At 55.7% G+C, this 25,987-nt stretch carries 21 protein-coding genes; 10 read left to right on the forward strand and 11 right to left on the reverse strand.

Annotation, left to right across the window (positions count from 1 at the left end):
- Positions 1–358: 358 nt before the first annotated feature.
- The 5 genes from RISK_RS11275 to RISK_RS11300 form a co-directional block, all read right to left on the reverse strand.
- Positions 359–2,278, reverse strand: a complete 1,920-nt coding sequence (locus tag RISK_RS11275; RefSeq protein ID WP_047814413.1) for an OPT family oligopeptide transporter — start codon at positions 2,276–2,278, stop codon at positions 359–361.
- A 420-nt stretch (positions 2,279–2,698) separates the two neighbouring features.
- Positions 2,699–2,902: a cold-shock protein gene (locus RISK_RS11280; RefSeq protein ID WP_047814414.1), complete on the reverse strand. Its 204-nt coding sequence runs from the start codon at positions 2,900–2,902 to the stop codon at positions 2,699–2,701.
- Between the two features lie 386 nt (positions 2,903–3,288).
- On the reverse strand, positions 3,289–5,301 hold the full coding sequence (locus RISK_RS11290) for a lactonase family protein (protein WP_047814416.1): 2,013 nt from the start codon (positions 5,299–5,301) through the stop codon (positions 3,289–3,291).
- Between the two features lie 23 nt (positions 5,302–5,324).
- Positions 5,325–6,035, reverse strand: coding sequence for a rhamnogalacturonan acetylesterase (locus tag RISK_RS11295; RefSeq protein WP_236696219.1), 711 nt, complete (start codon positions 6,033–6,035; stop codon positions 5,325–5,327).
- A gap of 142 nt (positions 6,036–6,177) precedes the next feature.
- The gene (locus RISK_RS11300) at positions 6,178–7,464 is read right to left on the reverse strand and encodes a 3-keto-disaccharide hydrolase (RefSeq protein WP_047814516.1); all 1,287 of its coding nucleotides are present in this window, start codon (positions 7,462–7,464) and stop codon (positions 6,178–6,180) included.
- A 626-nt stretch (positions 7,465–8,090) separates the two neighbouring features.
- Between RISK_RS11300 and RISK_RS11315 the strand changes: the two genes are divergently transcribed.
- From RISK_RS11315 to RISK_RS28085, 4 genes are all read left to right on the forward strand, one after another.
- Complete coding sequence (locus RISK_RS11315; protein WP_047814517.1) at positions 8,091–9,143, forward strand: DUF1559 domain-containing protein; 1,053 nt, start codon at positions 8,091–8,093, stop codon at positions 9,141–9,143.
- Positions 9,144–9,443: 300 nt separating this feature from the next.
- Positions 9,444–9,905: a hypothetical protein gene (locus RISK_RS28080; protein ID WP_150122558.1), complete on the forward strand. Its 462-nt coding sequence runs from the start codon at positions 9,444–9,446 to the stop codon at positions 9,903–9,905.
- 164 nt (positions 9,906–10,069) lie between these two features.
- Positions 10,070–11,647 (forward strand): HTTM domain-containing protein, encoded by a 1,578-nt coding sequence (locus tag RISK_RS11325; protein ID WP_053061154.1) that lies wholly within the window; start codon positions 10,070–10,072, stop codon positions 11,645–11,647.
- Positions 11,648–11,739: 92 nt separating this feature from the next.
- Positions 11,740–14,100, forward strand: coding sequence for a phytase (locus RISK_RS28085; protein ID WP_160311433.1), 2,361 nt, complete (start codon positions 11,740–11,742; stop codon positions 14,098–14,100).
- A gap of 198 nt (positions 14,101–14,298) precedes the next feature.
- On the opposite strand, the gene RISK_RS11335 is transcribed toward RISK_RS28085, so the two are convergent.
- Entirely contained in the window at positions 14,299–15,045 is a 747-nt protein-coding gene (locus RISK_RS11335; protein ID WP_047814420.1) for an SDR family oxidoreductase, read from the reverse strand.
- A gap of 478 nt (positions 15,046–15,523) precedes the next feature.
- Here RISK_RS11335 and RISK_RS11340 point away from each other — a divergent pair, with 478 nt between their 5' ends.
- Both RISK_RS11340 and RISK_RS11345 read left to right on the forward strand, forming a co-directional pair.
- Positions 15,524–16,366: a transglutaminase-like domain-containing protein gene (locus tag RISK_RS11340; protein WP_047814421.1), complete on the forward strand. Its 843-nt coding sequence runs from the start codon at positions 15,524–15,526 to the stop codon at positions 16,364–16,366.
- Between the two features lie 217 nt (positions 16,367–16,583).
- Entirely contained in the window at positions 16,584–17,006 is a 423-nt protein-coding gene (locus RISK_RS11345) for a hypothetical protein (RefSeq protein WP_047814422.1), read from the forward strand.
- Positions 17,007–17,179: 173 nt separating this feature from the next.
- Here the strand turns inward: RISK_RS11345 and RISK_RS11350 are convergent, their stop codons facing one another.
- The 3 genes from RISK_RS11350 to RISK_RS11355 form a co-directional block, all read right to left on the reverse strand.
- Positions 17,180–18,418 (reverse strand): DUF1559 family PulG-like putative transporter, encoded by a 1,239-nt coding sequence (locus RISK_RS11350; protein ID WP_047814423.1) that lies wholly within the window; start codon positions 18,416–18,418, stop codon positions 17,180–17,182.
- A gap of 95 nt (positions 18,419–18,513) precedes the next feature.
- Positions 18,514–18,702, reverse strand: a complete 189-nt coding sequence (locus tag RISK_RS31510) for a hypothetical protein (RefSeq protein WP_150122559.1) — start codon at positions 18,700–18,702, stop codon at positions 18,514–18,516.
- Positions 18,703–19,131: 429 nt separating this feature from the next.
- Complete coding sequence (locus RISK_RS11355) at positions 19,132–19,782, reverse strand: c-type heme family protein (protein WP_236696220.1); 651 nt, start codon at positions 19,780–19,782, stop codon at positions 19,132–19,134.
- Positions 19,783–20,153: 371 nt separating this feature from the next.
- On the opposite strand from RISK_RS11355, the gene RISK_RS11360 reads away from it, so the two are divergent.
- The gene (locus RISK_RS11360) at positions 20,154–20,336 is read left to right on the forward strand and encodes a hypothetical protein (RefSeq protein WP_047814424.1); all 183 of its coding nucleotides are present in this window, start codon (positions 20,154–20,156) and stop codon (positions 20,334–20,336) included.
- Positions 20,337–20,484: 148 nt separating this feature from the next.
- Here the strand turns inward: RISK_RS11360 and nhaA are convergent, their stop codons facing one another.
- Complete coding sequence (nhaA, locus tag RISK_RS11365) at positions 20,485–21,810, reverse strand: Na+/H+ antiporter NhaA (RefSeq protein ID WP_083434924.1); 1,326 nt, start codon at positions 21,808–21,810, stop codon at positions 20,485–20,487.
- A 526-nt stretch (positions 21,811–22,336) separates the two neighbouring features.
- Here nhaA and RISK_RS32200 point away from each other — a divergent pair.
- Genes RISK_RS32200 through RISK_RS11380 form a run of 3 tightly spaced genes read left to right on the forward strand, consistent with a single transcriptional unit; the run spans position 22,337 to position 25,130 of the window.
- Complete coding sequence (locus RISK_RS32200) at positions 22,337–22,480, forward strand: hypothetical protein (RefSeq protein ID WP_160311434.1); 144 nt, start codon at positions 22,337–22,339, stop codon at positions 22,478–22,480.
- Positions 22,477–23,709, forward strand: coding sequence for a two-component system sensor histidine kinase NtrB (locus RISK_RS11375; protein WP_047814426.1), 1,233 nt, complete (start codon positions 22,477–22,479; stop codon positions 23,707–23,709). The genes RISK_RS32200 and RISK_RS11375 overlap by 4 nt, the downstream gene beginning before the upstream one ends.
- The gene (locus RISK_RS11380) at positions 23,706–25,130 is read left to right on the forward strand and encodes a sigma-54-dependent transcriptional regulator (RefSeq protein ID WP_047814427.1); all 1,425 of its coding nucleotides are present in this window, start codon (positions 23,706–23,708) and stop codon (positions 25,128–25,130) included. The genes RISK_RS11375 and RISK_RS11380 overlap by 4 nt, the downstream gene beginning before the upstream one ends.
- 43 nt (positions 25,131–25,173) lie before the next feature.
- On the opposite strand, the gene RISK_RS11385 is transcribed toward RISK_RS11380, so the two are convergent.
- Positions 25,174–25,965, reverse strand: a complete 792-nt coding sequence (locus RISK_RS11385) for an HPP family protein (RefSeq protein ID WP_047814428.1) — start codon at positions 25,963–25,965, stop codon at positions 25,174–25,176.
- Between the last annotated feature and the right edge of the window lie 22 nt (positions 25,966–25,987).

Genomic DNA, 25,987 nt, shown 5'->3' on the forward strand with positions numbered 1-25,987 from the left:
GGGGCGGAAGCCCCGAGAGACCGATGCCGGAAAACAAACGGTCGCCCCGGATGGGGCCGTCGTGGGAGTTGGGGGCGTCCCTCGCTCACGCGCCGGGTTGTGATTGGTGGTTGCTGCAGAAACCCGTCAAAACCCAGCACCAAAAAACTGCACGACCTCGAAGTTGGGAGGGGGCGGAAAGCGAACGTTCAGCGAGATTTCCGGGGGAGGGCCATACTCGCCGCTCCCCATGCTCGGCCCTGACCCTCGCGTACGCCTGAACGGCGTCGCTCGACCTAGTATATCGCTCTCCCCTAACTTCGTTTCGGGAGAGGTGCGACAGGTGGAAGTCCGTCGAACGGGGAGTTTCCCACAATCGCTATCGCTTGTTTTGCGGAAGCGGTTTCGCCATGACAACAAAGACAATCACGATCAATGCCGCGGCCAGGCAAGAGAGCCCCGTCACCAATCCAGGTGATAGTCCGAGTTGCAGCGATTGGATTCCGAACGCGGCCAACCCCGCGATTCCGACCGCCGTGAGCGCCTCGCCCGCGATGACTCCCGACGAAAACAAGACTCCGCGATGCAGCACTGTGTCGTGCTCTTGGACCGGCTTGTCTTTGGAGTAGAAGTGGGCGATCAAGCCGCCGATCAAAATCGGCGTCGCCAATCCGAAGGGCAAATACATGCCGACCGCGATGGGCATCAAGTGAGCTCGGAATTTTGCTCCACTGCGTTTCAAGGCTTCATCAATCAAAAGGATTGCGACTCCCAATCCGGCACCGATTCCGATCAGCTTCCACGGCAGTTCTCCTTCGCCAGCAAAGCCTTTGGCGAGACTTGCGAACAAGCCAGCTTGAGGTGCCGAGAGTTCCTTGCTTCCGATTCCGCCCCCGTGTTCGTGAAGCAAGGTCAACACGGGTGCCATGACGAATGCCGCCACGGTCACCCCGGCGATCTGCATCATCTGTTGTCGAAAAGGAGAGGCACCCACCAGTGAACCTGTTTTGAGGTCATTGCACACATCGCCGCTGGTGCAGGCGACACAACATACGATCGCCGCAATGCCAAGTGTCGCGACCATGCCATCCATGCCCGTGTAATTGGCTAAGTACAACAGTCCACCCGCGACGAGCACCGCCGTGATGGTCATTCCCGAAACAGGGCTGTTGGAATTGCCAACCAAACCAACGATGAAATTGGCAACCGCCGTGAAGAAGAACCCCATGACGAGCATCACAATCGTGGACAGCACCGTGATCGCCACGTTGTTGGTGAACCAATAATTCATCATTGCCAGCAACCCGACACATAGCATCCCCAGCGTCAAAATCGCCCAGGATGGAATGTCGCGTTCCGTGTCCGCTTGCGTCAGATCTCGTTCAGCAGTCATGCCGTTCCACAGGTGTGCAATGGCCGCCACCAATCCGTGCCGCACTGCGATCAGCGCACTGAAACCACCGACGACCATGGCCCCCACGCCCACATAACGCACCTGACCACTCCAGATGCCGTACGCTTGATCGACTGCTCCGTCGACGCCGTCGCCAATCAACCCACCGCCCAACAGCGGAATGCCGATCAGCCAAGCCATCGCGCCACCGATGAAAATCAAAATGGCGACGTTCAGTCGAACGATGAATCCAACGGCGATCAGCATGGGGGAAAGGTCGCCGCCGAAATAGAAGATTCTGGACCCCGCGATGCCTGCCGTTTCCAGACTGCCGTGAATGAGTCCCAGAAAACCTCCGAAGACCTTTACCAATCCACCCAGCACGCCACCGATGAGCAGCCTTTTTCCAGCCTCGTCTTCTTCGCCAGCTTCTCCAGCCCGGAGCACCGCGGCACAGGCCACCCCCTCGGGATACTTCAATTCCTCGTTGTCGACCACGAATACTTTCCGCATCGGAATCATAAACAGGATTCCCAACAGACCACCGGTGAAGGCCACCAGCGTCACGGTCCAGTAGTCAAATTCCGTCCAGTACCCAATCAGAATCATGGCCGGCATCGTAAAAATGATCCCAGCCGCCAATGACTCGCCAGCCGAAGCACAGGTTTGGACCTGGTTCGCTTCCAGGGTCGTCGAGTTCTTGAAGAACAATCGAAACAAGAGCATCGCCATGACTGCGGCGGGGATCGATGCCGAAACTGTCATCCCCGCTTTCAGACCCACATAAACATTGGCGGCGCCCATCACAACGGACAGGATCAAGCCCAACACCACGACGCGAACAGTGATCTCGGCCGTTGATTTCGATGGCGAGTCGGCGAACTTCTCAGAAAGATTGTCGGGCATACGTCAGCTCGAAGGCAGATGGATGGGAATGAAGCGGCAAGGCAGGACAGCGCGGTGGGAGGAGTTCCCGAATCGACGCCGAGGGTTTCCCACAAGCGATCCAAAGAACGGTCACGCGAGTATGACCGATGTCCTTCAAGGACAGCATCAATGGGGGCCAACGGAAAGGGGTTGGGTCGCCAGCACTTCACGAAGGTGAAGGAAACATCCAAGAGGAGGTTTCTGGGCAGGTTGTCGAAGAGAGATGGCTCGTGCCCGATCTGACGTTTTTAGTCAATAACCGGGCGACCATTCCGACAACGCGGATCGGCAAGCCGGCTTTTGAAACCGGATGCCGTTCATTGCAATTTGCATTTCATCCTGTCTTCAACACCGGACGTTGTTCACGTCCGCGAAAGAACAGGGTTCTGAGCCGAAAGCTCAGTTGTCGAGGACTTGAACGTTCTCTGCACAGGGGCCTTTTTCGCCGCGTGCTTCGTTGAACGTAACTTGTTGTCCTTCGCGGAGATCATCAAAGTTTCCGCCTTCAACACTCGACGAGTGAAAAAACAGGTCCTTCGAGCTTCCAACGTCAATAAATCCGAAGCCTTTGTCGGTGAGCCGTTTAATCGTACCTTCAGCCATTGTTCATTCAATTCAAAAGAGTTCTTGGCAGCCGATGCCGGAGACGAAGTTGTCTTAGCTTGTCCACTGCCGCCCGCAATGTATCAGAAGTTGCCTTGCTGTCGTGCATAAACTGGGCATGGTTTCGTCAATTCATTGGAATTTCTCACAAAGCGTTGCCGAGAAGGCACTCTAGCGAGGATGAATGAACTGCTCGTTTTGCAGTGAGACCAACGTCTGGGGCCTAATCTGGCTGCTCGCAGTCACGAAGCGGACGCATCGACAGACGTGCAAGAAAAAACGTTGACTTCTGGCGAAAGAACACATGGCATCGAACCTGACGGCCTGGTTCTGGTGCCATCCAGCCAATGCCGGAGATTCAAACGGGGCTGCGAGCGTCCTGCCGTTCATTTCGGTGGACTGAATCGCAGGAAGACGACTTCATGGCTGGCTCGCACGATTCCCAGCAGAGTGCCGCGTTGATCGTGATCCCAGGCAATTCCCTGCCCAGCGATCGGCGCTGAAACGGTGGAGACATGCTGGAGCTCATCGCTGTCGGCAGGCACTTCGAGGACATACAGTTCCGCGAGGTCATGTCCTGTCACATACAACTGACCGTTTGGACCAAACGCACCACCAGAATTGCTGTTGGGTAAAAACCGCTGAATCACCGATTCAGGGAACGTCCACTCGCCGGTCTCATTCCAATCGTCATCGTAACGAACGAGTTTTGTGTTCCGAACCTCCGCTTCACCATAGAACGCAAACCCGATCCACCACGCTCCTTGATGGCGATCAATCCAGTTGATGGCTCCCTCTGCTTCGGAGAATGGTTTCGATTCCAAGTGCTCTAAGTTGCTGGCCTGAAAAATTTCAATGGTGTTCTTGAGCGGCTTCGCGGGCCAATTGGAGTTCGCACAATGCAAACGCCCCTCAATGACGACTCCACTGTTGAGATGTTGGATGCCCGAGTTGGGAGGTGCTTTCCAAACCGCGAGTCGCTTGGCGGTTTGCTTGTCATATTGGGCGATCGTTCGATTCGAGATCGCGAAAAAAGAGGATGCATCCACCGCAACGGCTTGGTGTGCCTCCGGTGCCCCAACACGCCGCAGGGTTTGAACCGCGTCGTCCGACGCAGCGAGGTCGACAAACGTGATGCTGGATGGGTTGCCGACCGGCGTGTAGTGCCCGGTGAATTCAAGCAAACCTGATTCACGGTCGACGTGAAACGCGGTGACATTGTCTGCCCGTTGATTGCAAACGTACAGAAAGCGTCCACTCGGATCGAAGTTGAAGCTGCGTGGATAATTCCCGCGAGTCCATTCGTTGCCCACCTGACGCAGAGTGCCGTCAGCTTCAATCGCAAAGATGCCCACGCTGTCGTGCAATCGATTGCCGGCGTAAACGAACCTGCCGTCCTGGGAAACCAAGATCTCCGAACAGAAGTTGCTGCCGGCAAAGCCATCCGGGAGAGACGAAACGGTTTGACGCGAATTCAACTGCCCCGTCTCCGAATCGTACTCAAACAACACGACGGTCGAGCCTTCCTCTTGGATCGAATACAGCCAACGTCCATTGGGATGGAAATTAAAGTGTCGCGGCCCATCTCCCGGAGGCAGTGAGACGCTGGCCGGTTCACAGGGCGTCAGTTTTCCAGAGGAAGTGTCGAACTTCCAACTGAAAATCTTGTCCTGCCCCAAGTTCACATGCAACACAAAACGCCCCGAAGGATCGGACTGGATCATGTGCGCGTGAGAACCGTCGTGGCCACTGATTGCAAAGCTGCCCGGCGGCGCGTGAGTCGCCTTCGTCGGGCCAATTTCCCCAGTGTCCTGTTGAATATCCGTGGCGTTGCCCAGACGTCCGTCCGGCAGAATCGGAAGCACGGCAATTGAACCGCTGAAGTAGTTGGCAACCAACAGAAACTTCCCCGAAGGATGAATGCTGACATACGTGGGGCCGTCCCCTTCGGACGAGACGGTGTTCAGCAACCTCAGTTGCCCGTCGACCGGATCGATTGCGAAGGCACTGACCGAGCCTTGTTGCGACTCGCCAAATCGATCCGTCTCGTTGCTTGAGTACAGACGGTCTCGAGCATCATTGATCACCAAGCAATCGGGGCTCGATCCAAGATCGAACGTGCCGGCCGCTTCCAACGCACCGCTTGCTCGATCGACCTCAAAGAGATGGATCCCACGTCCATTGCCCTCTGGCAAATCAACTTGGGTCGGCGGAACATCGCCCAACGGAGAACTGAAGGTGCCCACGTATGCCATCAACGGGCGAGTCTCACGCGGTTCGGCCGGCGGGCTTTGTGCCTGCAGCGTTCCGCTGAGGAAAACGGCCACCCCCAAACACGCAGGGACCAGTCGGAACTTCAGTTGGCGGAATCGTTCCGCTGCTTCGATCAGGTGAATCATGGAGTTTCAGCAGAGTGAGGCGGCTATTTCAGGAAGCGTGTCAGGTTGGGCACCGCAGTTTGCAGTTCGGTGATGACAAGATCAGCCATGACGGCGCCACCCTGTTCGTTGAAATGGGTCAGGTCGCCTGCTTTGAAGTTGAACTCCATGCTGGCAACAGGACCGATTCGGTCATGCAGTTCTATGCTCCGCCGATGCAGATCAATGAACGGCACCTTCAGTTCCGCGGCAACTTGTTGGGTCGCGTCCGCCCACGGGGTCAGGGTCGTACGAATCTTGCCGTCCTGGTCGAACCGGCGTCTCGTCACTGAACTGACCAGGATGGGTTGAGCCCCCGCCGATTTCACTTCGGCAGCGTAACGCTTCAGATTCTCGCTGTAGGTCGTCTCGGGATCGGTTTCTCGCTCCGGACCTTTGCCGGGCTGATCGTTGTGCCCGAACTGAATCAGCACGTAGTCGGGCTTGGCCTCCAAAACAGCCGGCATTCGCTTGCCATTGCGCCAGCTCTTCGAACTGGCCCCGCCTTTCGCGAAGTTCAGAACCTGGACGTTGTCCGTGAACCGTTTACGAAAAGGCACACCCCACCCCGAGTAATCTTCGACGGTCGAGTCGCCAATCAAGGCGATCGTGACCGATTCGCTGGAGGACACTTGTTCGTCTTGCGCACAGGCAACATTGGCGAGTAGCAACGCGAGAACGGCGAAGCAGCCTGGCATCGCAAATCGGCTTGGCATTTTGGATTGCAATCCGCTAGGGACAGTTGAGATGACGGGGTTCCCTTTCAGTCAGTGGCGTGTGGGAATGAAAATCGAGATGGGCGCAAGCAGGCGGCGAGCCGGTCTGCTCGCGCCCTCTTCATCGATTCCGTGCCGGGATTCACTCTCGCTCGATCAGCTTCTGCATCTTGGCTGTGATTGGCATGACTTCAAAGTCTTTGAAGAACATTTCACAGTCCGTGCCGCCGTGCATTTGCAATCCGAGCTTGCCAGTCTTTTCACACTCTTCATCGATGATGTCCGACGTGCAAAATCCGTTGAGCGTTTGGACCAGTCGGTCTCCGTAGGCTGCCGTGCAGGTGGTGTTCCACTGGCCGTCCTTGTTGCGAACCTTCTCGATGAATTCATCGTTGTTGACGATCCATCCACGCCCGGGGATGTTCTTTCCATCGATGATGCCAGCGGTATGCCAGAGTGCCGAGTCCTTGCCGTTGTTCGCGATTTCGTTTTGGAATCCACGCAACACCCACGGGGCGCTGGTTTCCTCAGCACGGAAGTACAACGCACTGTTGCCGCCTTGCATCCGATACGTGACGCGAGCGATGAAGTTGTCGTAATTGTCATTGGAAATGACCAGACCGTCTTTTCCCTGGTTTTTGGAGTGCACACCGTGCAGAACGCCCTCTTCCGTGAACGACCATTCTTCCGGGAGCACAAACTTGGCGTCTTCGAGTTGATAGCCGTCGTCGCCTTTAACGAAGAAGGATTTCCACTTGCTTTCGCCCAAATCCTGGATGCGAATGTTCTTCCAAGCCACGGAACCGGATTTGCCAGCGTGAATCTGCAGGCCCAAAAAACCCTTCATGGAAAAACTGTCGAATAGATCAACGACCAAATTGCCGTTCAACCAAGTCTTGATGGACGGGCCGACGCATTGGATTTCCAAGTCATTCCATTCCCCTTCGCGGCAACTGGCCTGGGCCGCGTCAAGTCGTTCCTGCGGGGTGTAGGCATCCAACCAAATGATGCCGTGTTTGTGCCCGCGACGGCCTTCGTCGTAGATCCGGCCGGTCATGTCGCCGCCCGGTCGCATCTCGGATTGATAGCCAAAGACTCGTTCACGATCGCCTTCCTGCCGAGCAGCCGAACGAAACTGAACGCCCGAGTTGCCCGCTTCCAGGAACTTGTACTGCAGCTTCAAAACAAAGTCACCAAATTCCTGCTCCGAACACATGAACGTGTTGCCTGGGGTGTTGGGCACGCACTCGCCAACGATCGCTCCGTCTTCGACGTGGTATTTCGCGGAACCGCCGCGTTTCACCCAGCCACTCAGGTCTTTGCCGTTGAACAGGGAAACAAAACCCTCCTCAACGTCTGCCGCTGAGGCTGTCAGGGCGATCGATGTCCAAAGTCCAGCCAGGATGGCGACGGCAACGTGCTTTCTCATGGTTGTCATTCTTGAGTTTCTCTTGTTTGTCGGAAGGTGATTCGACGTGGCGGGACCGCAAAAGTCGCGGCGGCAGGCATTCTACACAAGGATCGCTTCGCAAACTGCCATCCACGGAAACCTGTTTCAAAGTTGCCACCAGTCGGTGCAAGCGAGCAGAAGTCATCGGGTGAAACGCCAGCCCCCGACTGCAAAAGCGCAACTTCAAAACTCACGCGTCGGGTCTCCATGATCACGCAAGTCCACAACTTCGCGTCGATCCCCAACTCAACACGTCATCACGCCTCGCAAATCCCCCAGCTTCTGTGCGTTAGCGATTTCGCATGTGGGACGTGCTGGATGGTTGGTGCAAGCGAGCGAAAAGCGACTCTTCTTCATCGAATGTTCGCCTGAGACGCTCCCTCAATTTCACATTGCTTTGCCACACTCCCGCCGCAAGAGACAAGGAAGTTGTTTTTTGTTCACGGTGTGTCCCGAACGGGAACGTGCGAATGAAATTGATCATGCCTTGTTTCTCGCGAATCCAAATCGGACCGCTTGGTTTGGAATGACTCTTTCTTTCGCAGTTCTGAAAAATGGCTCGGCGGATGCCTGCCAAAATACCCTCCCAAGATGGAAATGAGACGATGAAACAGCCAACACGAATGGCGTTTACCCTGGTTGAGTTGCTGGTGGTGATCGCCATCATCGGCGTTCTGGTCGGATTGCTGCTGCCTGCCGTGCAATCGGCACGCGAAGCCGCCCGACGCATGCAGTGCCAAAACAACCTGAAACAAATCGGGTTGGCTTTGCACAACTACGAATCCACCTTCAAAATGCTGCCCCCAGCCGGCCTCACCTATGTGGATGATTCAGGCTACGGCGGCACGAAGGACGACGACGGCTACGGATTCCTTTGCTTCCTGCTTCCATACATCGAGCAGAGTGCGTTGTACGAGCAAGTCGATCCCTCGGGATACTGGGAAATGGACGACGGAATCACTGGACGTCCACTGGAAAGCCTGATTCGAGAAATCGACGGCGGATCGCCAACAGAACGAATTCAACGTCGTTGGGCAGCAGCCACGACACCGGTCGGCACCTACCTTTGCCCTTCCTCCGCGATGCCAAAGAACGCACCTCTGAAGTGGAGCATCTACGGATCAGGAGACTTTGGCGTCGGTGCACTCGACGTGAATTCCATGTTCAATGCCAATCAGACGACCGGATTGGCGACGACCAGCTACAAAGGATGTGCGGGCAATCACTTGGGAGACAACGGCATGTTTGTCAAACGTGCCGAAGGCGAACCGCGTCTGTTCCGGGACGTGATCGATGGACTGTCGAATACCATCGCAGTGGGCGAGTCGACCTATGTGCGAGCGTCCGGTATCAGCAAGCCAGCCGTGGTTGGCGAAAGCCCCAGTTCGCTGGAGGACTGGCCGGTTTGGATTGGGATGCCGCGAACGGATGAATCAACACGCTTCACCGCTCGCACCTCTTCTCCAATCAATGCATTCGCCTCAGTCGGGAAGATGTACAACGCGATCGACGACGATTGTGCCTTCAGCTTTCACCAGGGCGGTGCCCAGTTCAACTTCGCGGATGGTTCGGTGCGTTTCATCACGGAGAGCATCTCGATGGAAACCTACCAAGCTCTGGCTGGCATGAACGACGGTGCAATCGTCGGAGAGTTCTAAGCAGATACGCAGGTGTCATCGGGTATGTGAGCCGTTGGCGTTAGCCACGGTTTTCACTCGCAACCGGGGCTAACGCCCAAACGGCTCACATGGTTGTGCCCGATCATTCCAGCCGACCTGCTTAGAGCTCTGATGCGGCTCCTTTCCGCTTCATGAAATCTCGGTAGCTCTCTCCCCGACACGCGTGCGGGGAGGGAGTTCCATCATTGGTCGTCGAACGACCAATCCACACGAATTTTTCGACCGAACTTTTTATCCAACCGTCCAGATATTCCAATGAACCTTTCCGACTATTCAAAAATGAATTCACCAAGAACGTTGTTTGTCGTTCTCTGCTTTGCGACTGCACTCGTGACCGGTTGCAGTGACGATGAATTCGCTGTTGCTCCCGTGAATGGAGTCGTGAAATGCAATGGCGAGATTGTGGGTGGAGGTGTTGTCTACTTCCAACCCAAACAAGTCGGAGACTCAGCTGTTGTCGGCAAGATTGGGCTCGGGGTGATTGACTCGCAAGGTCAATTCACGGTCTCAACGTATGGCACGGGTGACGGTGCAGTCGTTGGAACCCACATCGTCAAAGTTGGCAAGGGCAGCGGTCCAGGTTGTGACTGTGCCATGAACGCTGACCGGATGGTCATGGAGGTGGAAGTCACCAGTGGTCCCGAAAACACAATTGAGATTGAACTGCCAAAGAAGACCCGACAAGACGCTCGAGCGGAACAACTCGAAGCGGATGAAGACGACGACGATGATGACGAATAGTCATTGAAATGATGTCGCCTTTGGAACCCCCGCATTCATCGCTTGAGGTGAATGGCAGTGACTTTCGGCTGGCATCAACCGGTATTCCGCATGGGCTGCGTTCCGTTGTGAAAGCAGCGGGCGTGCCCATCGAAGTCTTTCTCAGAAATATCAACTGATCCCTCATGACACAAGAAACAGGTTCGGCATTCAACCGAATCAGCAACCGTCTGTTGCAAACTGTCCCCATCGACTTCCTGGTCGTTTTTCGCATCGCTTTTGGCGTTGTGATGTGCTGGTGGGCAATCAGCGGCGTTCGCAACGGCATCCCTTACAACAACTACACGCTGCCTGCCTACCACTTCACCTACTACGGTTTTGATTGGGTGAAACCGATCGACCTCAGCGTTGCGATCGGCGGGGTGGCTGTCGACGGGATGTCGCTTCTGTACATCGCGTTTGCGGGACTCGCAATCTGCATTGCCATGGGACTGTGGTATCGCTTGGTCTCAACCCTTTTCGCTGTGGGGATGTTGTACTGGTTCTTGATCGACAAAGCGTACTACCTGAACCACTACTACCTCTGCACTCTTCTTAGTTGGATGATGCCGTTCTTTCCGGCGGGAAGAGCGTTCTCCGTCGATGCGTGGCGAAATCCAAGTCAACGCCGTGACACCGCACCGGCGTGGTGCCTGTGGTTGTTGCGTTTTCAAATCGGAGTCCCCTACTTTTTCGGCGGGATCGCGAAGCTCAATGCGGATTGGTTGCGAGGTCAACCAATGCGAACCACGCTTTCTTACATGACCGATCACCCGTGGATTTCCAGGTTCCCGTTTGATCAAGAGGTTCTGGTGCAGCTTGTCTGTTGGGGCGGCCTTCTGTTTGACCTCGCGATTGTTCCGCTCTTGCTGTTCCGCAAGACACGGTTGTTTGGATTCTTTTTGACCTGTGCGTTTCACATCTGCAATCACAACTTGTGGAACATTGGCATTTTCCCTTGGTTGATGATCGCGGCGACGACGGTTTACTTCGATCCGGGTTGGCCCCGGCAGTTCCTCCATCGTTTCGGATGGGGCAATCGTCCGGAGGTTGCCGAGACACCTTCCGCGGCACGTTTCTCTCTTCCGCAGCGTTTGGTTGTCTCATGTGTGCTGCTTTGGATTGGCGTGCAAACGATCGTTCCGTTGCGAGTGTTCGTGCTTCCCGGTAACCCAAGCTGGTCCGAGTATTCGCACCACTTCTCCTGGCACATGCTGCTTCGCGCGAAAGTGAGTGGCGTTCGCGTGTACGCGACGGATCCAGAGTCTGGTCGGTCGGGAGTCATTGACTTGCGTCCCTATTTGACCCAACGACAACTCGCGGTGGTTGGACGCGACCCGCGAATGATTCACCAGCTGTGCTTGTTCATCGCGGATGACTTGGCAACGAAAGGGCATCCCAACGTCGAGCTTCGCGCCCTGGCCTTGGTTTCTCTCAATGGACGAAAGCCACAGCCGATCATCGATCCGGCTGTTGATTTGACAAAGCAGCCTCGTGACTTGCGCTATCCAGATTGGATCGTTGACCTTCACGAACCCTATCGCCATTTGGCCTGGAAGGTCCCGCTGGAGCAGTGGGAAAGCCAACTGAGTTTGGATCTGCCACCCCAGATGATGGCATTGAGAATCCCACAACGACCTGTTCCGGAGGCAGGGGCAAGTTCCACTGATCGTTCGGCTGCGATTGCAGTCTCTCAGCGTGCTGATTCCGTCGCTGGAAATTGAAATTCGTTCTTTGACCCCCCCCCCTTTTGCTCTCGAGCAAACGAATGATCGCCCCACCTCCCATTCCCCGTGACGTTTTCGAAGGAAAAAGAATGACCTATTGGAAGAAATGCGGCATCGCGTTCCTTGCTTTCACCTTGAACGCTGCTTGCACCCTGGTTGGTCCGTCCACCTGGGCACACGATGACGAGGATCACACTCATGAGACTCCTGTGAAGGTGCCTGCTGGGATCACGTACGCTCCCACGGCCGTTCCTGACCGGATTGTTCTGACGTGGGCGGAAGATCCCACGACGACGCAGTCGGTTACTTGGCGAACCGACACATCTGTTGAAACGGCGATCGTGGAATTCGCAACAGCCGAAGACGGTCCGCTGTTTGTGAATCACACGCAAGAAAAGGCTGCGAAGTCCGAAACTCTGGAAACGGACTTGGGCCTCGCGAAATATCACAGTGTCACGCTGAGTGGTTTGGTCCCCAACACGAAGTACGTGTACCGCGTTGGCGATGGTGTCAACTGGAGCGAATGGGCTCACTTCATCACCGCCAGTGACCAAGCCGATCCGTTCAGCTTCGTCTATGTCGGCGACGCACAAAACGATCTGAAAGCGCACTGGTCACGACTGGTTCGTCAGGCCTACTCGGATGCACCGCGTGCTGCTTTTCTTTTGCATGCAGGTGACTTGGTCAACCGAGCTGACAGCGACGCTGAATGGGGCGAATGGTTCTACGCTCAGGGGTTCATCCCCCGCAGCACACCGTGTGTGGCTGTTCCTGGCAACCACGAGCAGTCCAAGATCGCCAATGAAGAAACAGGCGAGGTGACTCGACGTCTGACCAACCACTGGGAGCGAGTGTTTGAGTTCCCGAGCAACGGTCCGGAAAGCTCTCGCGAATCCGTGTACTGGATGGACTACCAAGGGGTGCGTTTCATCGGCCTGGATTCCAACAATGATGTCGAAAGCCAAGCGGTCTGGTTGGAGAAGGTGTTGCAAGACAACCCGCAGAACTGGACCGTAATCACGTTCCATCACCCAATCTATTCCTCCAAACGAGGCCGTGACAACAGTGAACTGCGGGACCTATGGCAGCCACTCTTTGACAAGTACAAAGTTGACTTGGTTCTCAATGGCCACGACCACACCTACGCTCGAACGGGTTTGATGGCTCACGGCAGCGAGAAGAACGTGCCGTCCGGCATTCGTGCTCAAAGCGAGATTGCAGGAACCGTGTATGTGGTTTCCGTCAGCGGTCCGAAAATGTATGAACTCGGACGCGAACCTTACATGCAGCGAGTCGCGGAAGACACGCAGCTCTATCAAATCATCACCGTGGATGGCGATGAGCTTCGCTACGTTGCTCGCACCGCCGTTGGTCGTCCTTACGATGGTTTCACGTTGACGAAACGCGGAGGCAAGCCAAACCAGTTGGTCGAAAACGTTCCTGACACACCCGAACGAGTGCGTCCAGAAGCCGATGTTGCGGAAGCGGAACCAGTCAAACGCAACGCGGATCAAGTCCCGGTCGTTACCTCGAGTCTTCGCTTGACCAACCCAGAAGCGAAGGATCAGGACGACTTGTGTGTTTGGAGAGACAAGCAATCTCCGGAACGCAGCGTGATCATCGCCTCGGACAAATCGGCCAACCGTTTGTTTGTCTACGACTTGGACGGCAAACTGACTCAGTCGATCGAAGTTTCGAAACCAGGAAACGTCGATTTGCGCTACGACGTCCCTTTCCAAGGCGAGCAAATTGACTTGGTGGCCGTCAATCAACGCGAAGACGGTTTTAAACTTCGTCTCTTCCGCGTCGACCATGAAACGCGAGAGTTGGTGGCAATCGACCAAGGCGGGATCGCAACGGGACCCAACTACGGTGGTTGCCTCTACCGTTCAGCGGTCGATGATGGTCTGTACTTTTTCACAACGTCCAAAGAAGACGGTTGTGAACAGATCGAACTCAGCGAAACCGTGAACGGGTTTTACACTGGGAAAAAGGTCCGTCACCTGGATGTCGGAATGTCGGAAGGCGCCGTCGCCGATGACCAACTCGGCTTGGTTTACGTCGCAACCGAAACCGAAGGCGTCTGGCGATTTGAGGCGGAACCCACGGGACAGCCTGAGGGCACGTTGATTTTGCAGATCGGCGACAACGGAATTCAAGGTGATTTGGAAGGCGTGGCATTGAGCTACGACGACAATCAAATCCGGTACCTGACCGTCTCGGATCAAGGCTCCAACACCTTCCACGTTCTTCCGATGGTTGGCGGCAGCAGCACGTATCGTTTCTCGATTGAGAATGCTGAAGAAACCGATGGGATCGAGGTGGTCACCGATTCATTTGGCCCCAAATTCCCCAAGGGATTCTTTGCCTGTCACTCGAACCATGACGAGAGTTGCCCGATTCTGATCACCCCATTGCCAAGCATTTTGAACGCCTTGGGGACCAACTGAGCGAGTTGGCTAATTCAGACTGAAAACAACGCGTGGACGCCGACAAGGTCATTCCGCGTTTGTTGGATCAATGGACGGGGAATGCGTCTCAGAGAACCATTGCACGAAGCCCTCCGTCGGCCGTTCCAGCGAGAGGGAATTGAGACTCATGCTTAGACCGCTTCGATACGGTGAACCAGGGCTTGCGTCCAGGATTGTTCAGGAGGCAGCTTCTTGCATGTCCGCTTCCACCACGTTTTCGGCAAAGCTTTGGTAGGCTTCACCGATTTGCTGTGCCATTGGATCGGGCCAAGCGTGGAAGCGTCCTTCGGAAAGGGCATCAAAAATGGCGGTCGCGACCAGCGTTGGCGAAGCGGCGTTCTCGAAGCCAGCTCCGTGGCTCATCTCCGTTTCGATTGGCCCTGGATGGACACTGACCACCTGTGTTCCCTGGTCGCGAAGGGAATCACGCAGGGCCTGGGTGATTGTGTAGCTTGCGGATTTCGACGCGCAGTATGTTGCGAGATCGGCAAACGTCTTCACCGACGCGACGCTGTTGAGCTGAACCAGTGCGCCGCCCCCGTTGGCTTTCAAAACCGGTGCGAATGCTTGAGCCACTCGCATCAGACCATAGACGTTCACGTTCATCTCGAACTGCAATGCCTCGATGCTGTTTTCAGAGAGTGCGTTCTCGACCTTCAGCACGCCCGCATTGTTAACGACGACCTGCACGTCCTGGGCGGTTTCAGCGGCTGAGTTGATGGAGGCTGGATCTTCCAGGTCCAAGTGAACGGGGACCACGCGGTCACCATGTTGCTTGACCAGCGGTGCGGCTGAGTCGAGGTTCCGAACCGCTGCGTAGACCTTGGATGCGCCACGCTGCAGAGCTTCCTCTAAAATGGCTTTTCCAATCCCACGATTGGCGCCGGTGATCAACACGACCTTGTCGCTGACTTCGAATTTCATCTGTCTGTCCTTGAATGGGAGACGGCGTCACGCGTCCTCTCCAAAAACGTCGTTTGGAGGGAGGTGCACCGTGCGGAAACCGCAAAAAAACTCAAAAAGCGGCACGCCCACGTCCTGGTTGGAGGTTCACCTCCCCAGTGAACACACGCAGGCCTTCGAGTTCGGGATCCGCGATGAATGCTCCGTCCTGGAGAGTGCCCGCCTTGCTGTTGGCGTCTTCAATGAATGGCCATTCTTCATGCCAAACCGCCATCCGGAAGGATGTCGTGCAGCTTTGGAGCGGCAGCAGGCCTTTCGGTGATCCACCTGGCGGTCGAACAATCCAACGTCGGACTTGGTGGGGAACTTTTCAAAACCGCCGAATGGGATTGTTCGGAGATTGCAACGGATCCGAACTAGAATTTTCCTTCGTTTGAGTCGTTTCAACCGTACGATGCGGGGCGAGACACGCACGCCATCCACTTCGCCAAGAATTTCCATGACCACCATCCACGTCGGATGCCAACTGAATTACGTCGTGCATTCGCCTTCGATTTTCCTGCTGAACTGCGCCGTTTCACAAAACTCGCATCAACGGGTCCGAGCCGAATCGTTGGAAATCCTGCCTTTTCAGCCGGTGGAAGAATGTGAAGTGGGGCCGCTGGGCAACCGCGTCGTTCGCCTGAACGCACCACCCGGGGAGTTGCAAATTCGGTATTCGGCCAGCGTGGATCTCAATTCTGAGACGGTTGACTCGAACGATGTGCTTGAATCGAGCTACGAGCACCTGCCTGGCGACATCCTCTCGTATCTCAATCCGAGTCGCTATTGTGAGTCCGACAAACTTTATCGATTTGCCAATGGCGAGTTCGGGCATTTGGTCCCGGGGTATTCACGTGTCACCGCGGTCTGCAACTGGACCTTCGAGCATCTGGCCTATGTGCCCGGCAGCACAAATTCGTCCACCACGGCTTGCGATGTCCTGCTCCAGCGAGCAGGCGTGTGCCGTGACTACGCCCATGTCGCGATCAGTCTCTGCCGAGCGTTGGGAATCCCGGCCCGCTATGTGTCAGGATACGCCGTCAATCTGTACCCGCCAGACTTTCACGGGTTCATGGAAGCCTACCTCGACGGGCGATGGTTCCTGTTTGACGCCACTCGTTTGGCGCCGGTTGGTGGCTTGGTGCGAATCGGAACCGGACGTGATGCGGCCGACGTCGCCTTCGCGACGATTCGAGGCGAGGTGGGGTGCAAAGAGGTGGGAGTCTGGGCAAACGACACAAATCCCATGGACCAGCGGCTCAGTCCCGACAATGTGCAGACCGGTGTGAGTTCTGCTTGAACGCAGGCTTTCGTCCACGTGCCAACCGTTCGTGTTTGCGTTCAACGCAGTCCGTGGTAGCTTGCGCCATTGGTCCGCGTGATTCCGCTTTCCTGAAAACTCGCCATCGGCGTGGTTTTTGACAGTGCTTATCTCAATCCGCGTATTGACCTCGCCGGTCATCTTCCGTCGCGGCAAAACGCATCGGGCCTGATGCTCGCCCAAGGAGGCGAAAACGATGGACAGTTTCTCCAAGACCCCTCGGTTTGTATTGAAGGCGGATGGTCTTCCAATTGGGCCAGACACCGTCCCATCCAATCGGGAAACCGAGACGCAGGTCGTCTTTGGGTTTTCCAGCAAGGAGCACTACGACGCATTTCAAAAAGTGTGTTCTGACCCTGTCACTCCCTATCCGTTGGTGAAGGGATACTTGCAGAATCAAGTGGAAGAAAGCGGAGGACGCCTCCAACTGGTCATGCTCGATGCTGATTCCCCGACCCAAGAAGTGTGCCCGGCAGCCACCTTTCAAGCGACCCTGACTTCCATCGAAGGCAGCAGCGACACGGTGCCAGTCTCACATCAGTTGAACTTCGACGGCGAATCGCTTCGCTACGACGTCCGCAGGGTGGAACCCCGTGCATCCGCCCCGGCGAGTGGATGAACCGAATGGATCGGCAAGAAGTCTCTTGATACCAGTGGTTCGGTTCAGATTGACGACTGGAGATGAATCCTGATTGGCTTTGAATGCAAAGCGATCGGATGTGCAACAAAAAACGTCAGTGCAGGTTGCACTGACGTTTCGATAAGAGTCACCAGGAGTCATCTTCATCCGAACTAGAATTCGGTGTCGATGATTTCCTTCGCCGCTCGTGTTCCAAGAGCTCCCCAAATTCCAAATGGACTCTGTGCTCCGGCCATCGGCGCGGTGGTGTCATTGTCCGCGTTGTACGGGGTGGGTGAGTTTTGATTTCCTGCATCGATGGAATCGGTGATGAATTTCACGGCTCCATCGCCCATCAGAATGTGACCACCACCTTGGTGACGACTCGACACCGAAGATTGTCCGCTGCTCGAGTCGCCGCTGCCCAAGCAGGTTGGCGTGTTTGGTGGACGAATGGACGAGAAACTGGTGTAGATCATTGCACCATCTGCCCAGCGTGCACCACGAGTTTGATTGCCACTCATCACGCCCGGTGCGGTATCGCCCCAGAATTGAGGACGGTCCGGATTCAGATGTTCATCGCAACCATGGACTGGACTGGCGTTGTGAATGGTTGCCCAACCATACCCACCGCCTGAACCCATGGGAGCAGTTCTGGCGTCGCGATCGCCCAAGTCCGTCGTGATTTCGCCGCCCATCATGGTGTTGGAAAGCCCATCCAAGACGTCGCGGAATCCAAACTGGCCGCGGTTTGCAAACATCCCGCGGTTCGCCATCGCAACACTTCCTTGCGAGTACCAACGGTTGTTTCCACCATCAAAGTTGGCGTATCCCGTGTCAACTCGGTGAGTGCCATCGCCAATGCAGACGGCATAGTTCGTTCGTCCCATCGCGGGAGCACCGAAACCAGGGTCACTTGGGCAACGGAATGACTTCAATTCAGTCATCCATGGTGTGTAGGCAGTCGTCCAAGGCGCGGGCCCCATGGCTGGCCAGGAAGGTGTTGCGCCATCGGCAAGCGGGTTCGAAATCTGCTCCCACATCGCTTGCTGTTCAATGAATGGGAGAAGCCCAATCAAGAACGAAGCCCGGTATCGGTTGTTGCCGTCGGTTCGGCTGGTCCCACCGCTGTTGGTGCCGCTGCCGTTGGGGCCGTTGAGCTTTCCAAAGTAGGTGCCACCACTCTGCATCGGCAGTTTGTTGTAGGCCGAGTGGTAGTTGTGAAATGCCAAGCCAAGTTGCTTCACATTGTTCCCACAACTCATTCGGCGGGCTGCTTCGCGAGCGGCTTGAACCGCCGGCAAAAGCAATCCAACCAGAACGCCAATGATTGCAATCACAACCAGCAACTCAACCAAGGTGAAACCGCTTCGCACCTTCAAGTGCCCGCGGCGTTCAAAAGACGTCTTCATAAAAAGTCGACCTGAAAAAGAGAAAAAGGAGAAAAGAGAGTAGAAGTGTCGAGCTGTCTGCCAGCGTTCGACGTTCTTTTGCAAACGATCAATGATCAATTCTGCGATTCATAATCTTTGGATTCGCTGGAAATTTGATTGTCGTAGTCCGCGTAGGCTTGTTCCTGCTCGGCTTCGGTGAGCGTCTCTTCGACCACGACACTGTCCGGGTTGGAACAACCGACCGACGAGACGATTGCGAAAGCGAATGCCAAAAGAAGTGCAGTATTAAGGTTTTTTGCCATGTAAATTTCGGGGAATTGACGGTTCAAGAGAAGTTGAGATGGCCGAGGATAGCGAAGCTCAAGAGACGCGAGCGCTTCATTCCTCGCACGTACATAGTGATTTTACGTACAAGTGTAAGAGGGCGTCAATTCCCCAATACAGCTGTTTAACGTAATTTTCACGCACCCACGAGGTCATCCAGAGCGAAGATTGGAAACGGGGTTCGATGCGTTCCCCAGTTGATCTTTCCAAAACCGAATGGAGTACCAACGCTGGTGGTCGGCACTCCCCCTGAGATTGTGCGGCATATTGTAATGCCGTTCATTTCCGGAACAGCCAACACGCAACTGCTGGCACTCTCGTCAGAGCAACCGCCCAAATGAGCAGGCCTCCCCAATTCGGAATTCAGATCGTTCCCAGAATGATGGGCGCGGAGGGAGGTTGAACGACTACCGCCCGTTTGAAACGCCAACCGCGGGCGCCGCTGCGGCATCATGAGTGCGATCGGAACGATTCAGAGGAATCGAAATCACCAAGCCCGCAGCTCGATCGTCGTTGTTGGACCTTCTCGATGCATGGCAACTCAGACAGGTCGCCGACAGCCGAATCTTGCCAGCAAACCGGTACACGCCGTCAGCGGCAGCTTCGTGCGTATTCTTCCCCGAACGCAGCACACCAACGGCTTCCTGCTCAAACTTTGATTCTGGTTCGTTGTCAATGTTCATCGCTTTCAAGTCCACGGCCATCCAGCGGAGCTCAATCCCGTAGGTTCGCTCCAATTCCGCGAACACATCTTCCAGCGACCTCGATGGGATGCTCAAACCCTCATCTTCGCGAAAGAAGTCACGGTGCATGACCTGCAACGAGCCATGCAACGTTTCATGAAGAATCATGGCTCGCGCCCGCGCCTCGTCAACGGTCAGGGCAGGGACTGCGTCGATGCTGCGACCCGTTCGCCCCTGCCCTTGTGTCACCTCAGCGACAGTGATGTCCGGCGCTGCCAGGGTTGCCGAAGTGACGGACTGAGCAAGTGCGTGCGTGGAAAGGCAGGCGACCAAAAGGAAGGTGACCCCGGACAGTCGCAATGGCATTCGTTTCATCCAATTCGTTTGGCAGGAAACCCATCCAGGCACACTTGCCGAGGCGGGAGTCTTCTCGAACACAGAAACATGCACCGGATGTGCATGTTTAGCGCAATTGCAATTCATTTGGATGGTTGTGTCAAGCAGATTCGTTGCCAGCCTTCGTCGTTCAAAGGGAGAATCTGAAGGAGGCGATGGACGGCAACACCCCCAGAAGCGTCCTCCCTGGGCGACACCAGGAACCCTGCGTTGACGTGCAGGGGATCTTCCTGAAACACCTCAGCAGCTGACTTCCCCAGCAAAACGGCAGTATTGATCGCTTTTCAAGGCTGCGTCATGGCCGCTGGCACTTTGCTTGCATTCTTGTCTCTCAAACCAAGGATGATGCAATGACTTCTCTTCTAATGGGAACTTGGACCATGTTGATGAAAAACCCCCACCTCGAAACGGTCTTGGCACAAGAGCAGGAATCGCAAGAGGATCTTCGATTCACGAGCACGGCATTCTTCGGCCAAACCGTTCTGCTTCTGCTGTTCCTTGTCGCAATCCTACTGCGTTCCCTGAGTTCGTAACTGCCCATCGGCTGCTTCTCGTTTGAGGCATCTGCTCGTCAGATGCCTCGAACCACCGGACGCTTTCGGGATCGAGGCCCAACTGGATCCAGGCTTCGGAGGAGGTTGACTTCTGCGAAGCGGAACGCCTTCTCAAGACCGAGAAGCGTCAGGGCGTCGGGTTGGACTTTGGCAACGTCCAAAGCAGCAAACCGATCCCGACGAGCGCACTGACCGCGGAGCCCAGCAGGACGCCGGTTTTCGCGGTGTCCAGCCCATCCGCTCCGAACGCCAAGCCGTCGATGAACAGCGCCATGGTGAATCCGATCCCTGCGAGAAAACTGCCGGAGATAAGCACGGGCCAGTTCAGCCCATGGGGCAACCGAGCCATTCCAGCGCGGATCACCAACCAACTGAACAAGACAATGCCGACCGGTTTGCCAACCACCAAGCCGATCACGACAGCGATCGCAACGGAATCGGTTACATTGGCAGGCTCAATCAGCACACCCGCATTTGCGAGCGCGAACACCGGCATGATGAGATAGGCCGACCAAGGGTGCAGCGTCATTTCCAGGTATTCCAGCGGTGAAACCGTTTCTCGGGTCAATTGCTGAACCTCTCGCACCACCTCCACTCGATGGGAGCGTTGGGCCCAATGCTGTGGTTGAAACTCGTTTTCCTTTTCGTGCAAATATTCGCGAAAACGTTCGGGAACGAGTGTTGGCGTAGCCGGAGTCATCAATCCCAGAATCACGCCAATCAAAGTCGCATGCACCCCGGATTCATGCAGTGCGATCCAGGCGAGGATTCCCACTGCGACATAAGGTGGAAAACGACGCACGCCCACTCTCGCGAGGAAGTGAACGAGAGCAATGGCGCAGGCGGCCAGCATCAAATAACGCCCGTCAAGCGATTCGGTGTATCCAATCGCAATCACCAAGATCGCGCCAATGTCATCGACGATCGCCAATGAAAGCAGCAAGACACGAAGACTGTGCGGAACACGTGAACCAAGAATCGCGAGGCAACCAACGACGAACGCGATATCGGTCGCCATCGGAATTCCCCAACCCTGCATTCCAGGTTGTCCGTATTGCATCGACAGATACAAACCGGCGGGCACAATCATGCCACCGATGGCGGCGGCAATCGGCAACGTGGCTTGCCTGAAATCTGAAAGCGTGCCGTGTGCCAATTCACGCTTGACCTCCAAGCCAATCACGAAGAAGAAGATCGCCATCAATCCATCATTGATCACATGATGAAGCGAGTGACTGAACACCACGCCTCCCACGGCAAGCGTCAGCTCCGTTTGCCAGATCGCAAGGTAGGCGTCCGCCCACCGCGAATTGGCGGCCGCCAGCGCGACCGCGGTGCAGAGAACCAGCACAACGCCGCTGGTCGCTTCAATGTGGAGGAAACGAGCAAACGGGCGAAGCCATCTGTCGATGGGTTGAATCGGCAGCGGGAGGCGGGGTTCAAGATGGTTCATAAAGGCTGTGGTCGTTGTCTCTCGTTGGAGTCATGAAAAAGATCAGGGTAGCAGCGATTGCACCATCGGGGAGGTCGTGAATGCACCGGGGGAAACGATCATGTAAACCATCGCGACGAGGGCTGGAACGAGTAGCACGAGCAGCATGACGCACACCAATCCAATCACGTATCTCCTCTCATCTGCTTCCGTCACTTTCCGAGGATTCACCCTACGGGACAGAGACTCCGAACTCAACTCCTCTCGCTCGGATTCACGCGTGGTTGCCTCCCGACAGGATGAGTGGTCCATCTGTTTCGAACTGGAAGGGGTGATGAGTGCAATCAACATCGTTTCGTCCTCCAAAGTGGGAACTCGAACCATGAACGCAAACGTAGTGCAGGTGCGGTGCCGATCACGATTCTGTTCCTCAGAGTGTCGAACCCTTTCGTCGCGAGTCGCGTCCCTGTTGTGATTGGTTTGCTTGCGACAGTCACCATTTTCACCTCTTCCGTTTGGGCAAAGATTGCAAAGATGAAGAGGACGCATGTTTTCAAATTCAGCCAAGCGTCAGCGCCGGTTGCAGGGGCGACAACGCCAGTTGACGGGCACGCTGTTCGCATACTTTGAAGCAGGCGTGTTCGGGTTGGGAGCCGCCAAGACAACTCTTTCCAGTAAGATGGCAGGATGACGTTTCAACGAAATCAGCCAGCCGATGCCCTTCCAAGTCTGGGCCAACCAATCCCACCGGAGTTCTTTCGTGCGATCGCCGAGAGCACCGTCGATTGGGAGAGTTGGCTGTCATCCACCGGCCAGATTCGATGGGTCAATCGAGCGGTGCAACGATACACCGGCTACACGCCGGAAGAATGCTTGAAGATGAGCGATTACCCCCTGCCGTTGATCGTGCCGGAAGACCGGGAACGGATGTCTCACCAATGGAAGGAGGCTGCGAAAGGCACGACCGGGAACAACATTGAATTTCAGGTTTTGCACAAGGATGGGGCGACGCTCTGGATGGCGGTTTCCTGGCAGCCCATGATCAACCGAGACGGTGCATCGCTCGGGTTTCGCGCCAGCGTTCGTGACGTCACTGAACGCCGCCGAATGAGAGAGCAACTTCGTTTGCAGAACGAGCGATTGGAACAAATCGTTGAAGCCCGCACTGCCAAAATCGCTCAGCTCGAACAACATCGTCTGAACATGGAAAAGCTGGCGGCATTGGGCGAGTTGGCCGCTGGCGTCGCTCACGAAATCAACAACCCTTTGGCCGGGATTCGCAACGCGTTTGCGCTGCTGAAACGTCACCTTCCTCGTCGAGTCAAGCACTACGACAAACTCGATTTGATTGACAAAGAGATCGAGCGGATCCGAGGCATCACGCATCAGATGTTTCAGTTGTATTGTCCCACCCAGCAAAAAGCCGTCGTCTTCAACATCCATCGATGCCTCGACGACTTGATGTCGCTTTCGCTGCCGATGTCTCGGAAGTGGAACGTCGCGGTGGTGCTTGACTGCAAACGTTTGGAGGCGACCGACACTCTCGACACCGATCTCGTCCATCTCCGTGAAGGTGAGCTGAAGCAGATCTTGCTGAACCTGATCCACAACGCGATCCAAGCGTCTGCTCCTGGGCAGACAGTCCGCGTGGAGGTGTTTCAGCAGGAGGAACATCTCGTTGTCAAAGTCATTGACAAGGGCTGCGGCATGGACGTTGATATCATCAACTCGATCTTTGATCCGTTCTTCAGCACCAAGACAACCACGGTGGGACAAGGCATGGGGCTGGGTCTGTCCGTGACCCGTGGACTGGTCGAAGCGATGCAAGGCACAATCGAAGTGACCAGTCATCCGGGAGAGGGCACCCAGTTTTGCGTCATGTTGCCACGATGCCTGCACACGGAAAGTGAAGAAAATTGAACGTCGAACCCACTCAACGCATTTTGATCGCGGACGATGAACCGCTTTACCGAGAAACAACCGCCGAATTCTTGCGAGAAGAAGGGTACGTATGCGTCTGTGTGGAAGACGCAAGCGATGCGATCTCCGTCTTGAACGAACACGACTTCGATCTCATCCTCTCGGACTTGAATATGCCCGGGAATCTCAAGCTGGAACTCTTGAAGGAAGGCCGTACCAAACACAAACATGTTCCGATGATTGTGGTCACTGGCGCACCGTCGTTGCCATCCGCCATCGAAAGCGTGCGACTTGGCGTCACCGACTACTTGCTCAAACCCGTCAAGCTGGAAGAACTGCTCACCGCAGTCCAGCGTTCCCTGTCGCGTGCTGGACAGAGCAAAGCGATTGCGCCCTCTGTTTCGGCTCCAACCGTGAAACGGGCGGCCAATCCCAAACCTGCATCCACCACGACGCCAACCCATGGCATTATCGGTGGCAGTCCCCAAATGCGAGAGGTGCTGGAGATTGTTGAGCGGGTGGCTCCCAGCGACACGAACGTTTTGATCACCGGTGAAAGTGGGACTGGCAAAGAAGTGATCGCCAACGCGATCCACAATCAAAGCCACCGCCGTGAGAAGGCGATGCAGGTCATCGATTGCACCTCGATTCCTGAGTCGTTGTTCGAGTCCGCTCTTTTCGGCCACATCAAGGGATCGTTCACTGGGGCAGTGCAAGACCAAGCCGGCCTGCTGCGAGCCTGTGACGGTGGGACCGCCTTCATTGATGAACTGGGTGAATTGCCGCTGTCCTCCCAAGCAAAACTGCTGCGAGTGATCCAGGAGCAGACCTTCACGCCGGTTGGTGACAGCCAATCGATCCAGGTCGACACGCGTTTTGTTTGCGCGACCAACCGCGATCTACAAGAGGAAGTCAAAGCCGAACGCTTCCGTCATGATCTGTACTATCGTTTGGCAGTGGTTCACATCGAGCTTCCGCCTCTTCGCGAGCGAGGTGAAGACGTGATCTTGCTCGCAGAAGCCTTTTTGAAAAAGCATTGGCCCACCGGTCAGTTCGAACACTCATTCGCCAAAGAGACACTGGATTGTTTCCGTCGTTATCAATGGCCTGGCAACATTCGAGAACTCAGGAACGTCTTGGAACGATCGGTCGCTCTGGCAACCGGCCCAGTGATCGAACCCAGCGACCTTCCACTCCCGGTCCGCGAAGCAATCAACGATCCGCTGCCGGGAATTCAGGATCTCACGGAAGTCTCCCGCGACGAGGCTCTGGACACCGCCGATCGGACCTACCTGATCAAAATCCTGGACAAACACCATGGCGTCATCGCGAGTGCCGCTCGCCAAGCAGGATTGTCTCGCCAGGGCATGAACAAATTGCTGAAACGCCACCACATCGACGCCAACGATTACCGGCGATGAACCGCAACAAGACGACCTCTGCGGGGCAGTCTTCCTTGGGCGATCAATCTGGGACTCGATGGCGACTGACCTCGGTCTGCTCGGTCAGTTCCAGCGAGCGGTCCTCCTTCTCTCGCAGGGAAACCTTGTGCTGCATGATTTCCTCCGGGGTCCGTCCCCCTTGGTTTGCAACCCCAAGCTCACGGACCAAATGAATCAAGTCGTCCTCACTGACATCCACAAAGGAATCCAGTGAACGGATGGCATTCAAAACGTCGTCGTGGGACGGCCGACTCGAAAGACTCTCGGTCTGCTCCGCCTCGGTCGGAACAGAAAACAAACCGGCGGGATAGCGTCGCCATGGGAAAGGCGCATTAAGGAGGACGGCGAGTGTTAGCATCAAGCCGACATTGATCAGAATCGGACACAGAACATACAGGTATCCAAGTTCATGGATTGCCTCCCCGCCCATGACAGCGGTGAATGCCGTCGCTCCGCCCGGCGGATGAATGCAGCCGAACTGATACATCACCCCGATGGAAATCCCAACGGCGAGCGCAGTTGCAACCGCCGGATTGCTGATCCACTGGCAGCACGTCACACCGATGCAAGCTGAGATGGAATGCCCGGCGATCAAGGGCCAGGGTTGCGACAACGGGCCGTGTGGAACGGCGTACAGCAACACCGCGCTGGCTCCCATCGAAGCGATCACGCCGACCGCCGCCATCGATGGGAGGAACTGATTGGTCAGGTAAAACACACAGTAGATGGCGCAGCCAGAACCAAGTGCCGAAATCAGCTTCTCTTGCCTGCTGACCTGCACCAGTTCGACGCCCAACCATTTGCTTCCGAGCATGTCGAATTCACGTTGGATCGCG

It is taken from the genome of Rhodopirellula islandica (assembly GCF_001027925.1).
GTDB classification, from domain to species: Bacteria; Planctomycetota; Planctomycetia; order Pirellulales; family Pirellulaceae; genus Rhodopirellula; species Rhodopirellula islandica.

What these genes read in the sequence shown, in the direction of transcription:
- RISK_RS11350 (WP_047814423.1), bottom strand. Translation starts at nt 18,418, where the DNA reads ATGAAGACGTCTTTTGAACGCCGCGGGCACTTGAAGGTGCGAAGCGGT.
- nhaA (WP_083434924.1), bottom strand. Translation starts at nt 21,810, where the DNA reads ATGAACCATCTTGAACCCCGCCTCCCGCTGCCGATTCAACCCATCGAC.
- RISK_RS11385 (WP_047814428.1), bottom strand. Translation starts at nt 25,965, where the DNA reads ATGCTCGGAAGCAAATGGTTGGGCGTCGAACTGGTGCAGGTCAGCAGG.
- RISK_RS11295 (WP_236696219.1), bottom strand. Translation starts at nt 6,035, where the DNA reads ATGCCAAGCCGATTTGCGATGCCAGGCTGCTTCGCCGTTCTCGCGTTG.
- RISK_RS31510 (WP_150122559.1), bottom strand. Translation starts at nt 18,702, where the DNA reads ATGGCAAAAAACCTTAATACTGCACTTCTTTTGGCATTCGCTTTCGCA.
- RISK_RS11315 (WP_047814517.1), top strand. Translation starts at nt 8,091, where the DNA reads ATGAAACAGCCAACACGAATGGCGTTTACCCTGGTTGAGTTGCTGGTG.
- RISK_RS11345 (WP_047814422.1), top strand. Translation starts at nt 16,584, where the DNA reads ATGGACAGTTTCTCCAAGACCCCTCGGTTTGTATTGAAGGCGGATGGT.
- RISK_RS11275 (WP_047814413.1), bottom strand. Translation starts at nt 2,278, where the DNA reads ATGCCCGACAATCTTTCTGAGAAGTTCGCCGACTCGCCATCGAAATCA.
- RISK_RS28085 (WP_160311433.1), top strand. Translation starts at nt 11,740, where the DNA reads ATGACCTATTGGAAGAAATGCGGCATCGCGTTCCTTGCTTTCACCTTG.
- RISK_RS11300 (WP_047814516.1), bottom strand. Translation starts at nt 7,464, where the DNA reads ATGAGAAAGCACGTTGCCGTCGCCATCCTGGCTGGACTTTGGACATCG.
- RISK_RS11355 (WP_236696220.1), bottom strand. Translation starts at nt 19,782, where the DNA reads ATGAAACGAATGCCATTGCGACTGTCCGGGGTCACCTTCCTTTTGGTC.
- RISK_RS11335 (WP_047814420.1), bottom strand. Translation starts at nt 15,045, where the DNA reads ATGAAATTCGAAGTCAGCGACAAGGTCGTGTTGATCACCGGCGCCAAT.
- RISK_RS11340 (WP_047814421.1), top strand. Translation starts at nt 15,524, where the DNA reads ATGACCACCATCCACGTCGGATGCCAACTGAATTACGTCGTGCATTCG.
- RISK_RS11360 (WP_047814424.1), top strand. Translation starts at nt 20,154, where the DNA reads ATGACTTCTCTTCTAATGGGAACTTGGACCATGTTGATGAAAAACCCC.
- RISK_RS11325 (WP_053061154.1), top strand. Translation starts at nt 10,070, where the DNA reads ATGACACAAGAAACAGGTTCGGCATTCAACCGAATCAGCAACCGTCTG.
- RISK_RS11375 (WP_047814426.1), top strand. Translation starts at nt 22,477, where the DNA reads ATGACGTTTCAACGAAATCAGCCAGCCGATGCCCTTCCAAGTCTGGGC.
- RISK_RS11290 (WP_047814416.1), bottom strand. Translation starts at nt 5,301, where the DNA reads ATGATTCACCTGATCGAAGCAGCGGAACGATTCCGCCAACTGAAGTTC.
- RISK_RS28080 (WP_150122558.1), top strand. Translation starts at nt 9,444, where the DNA reads ATGAATTCACCAAGAACGTTGTTTGTCGTTCTCTGCTTTGCGACTGCA.
- RISK_RS11280 (WP_047814414.1), bottom strand. Translation starts at nt 2,902, where the DNA reads ATGGCTGAAGGTACGATTAAACGGCTCACCGACAAAGGCTTCGGATTT.
- RISK_RS32200 (WP_160311434.1), top strand. Translation starts at nt 22,337, where the DNA reads ATGTTTTCAAATTCAGCCAAGCGTCAGCGCCGGTTGCAGGGGCGACAA.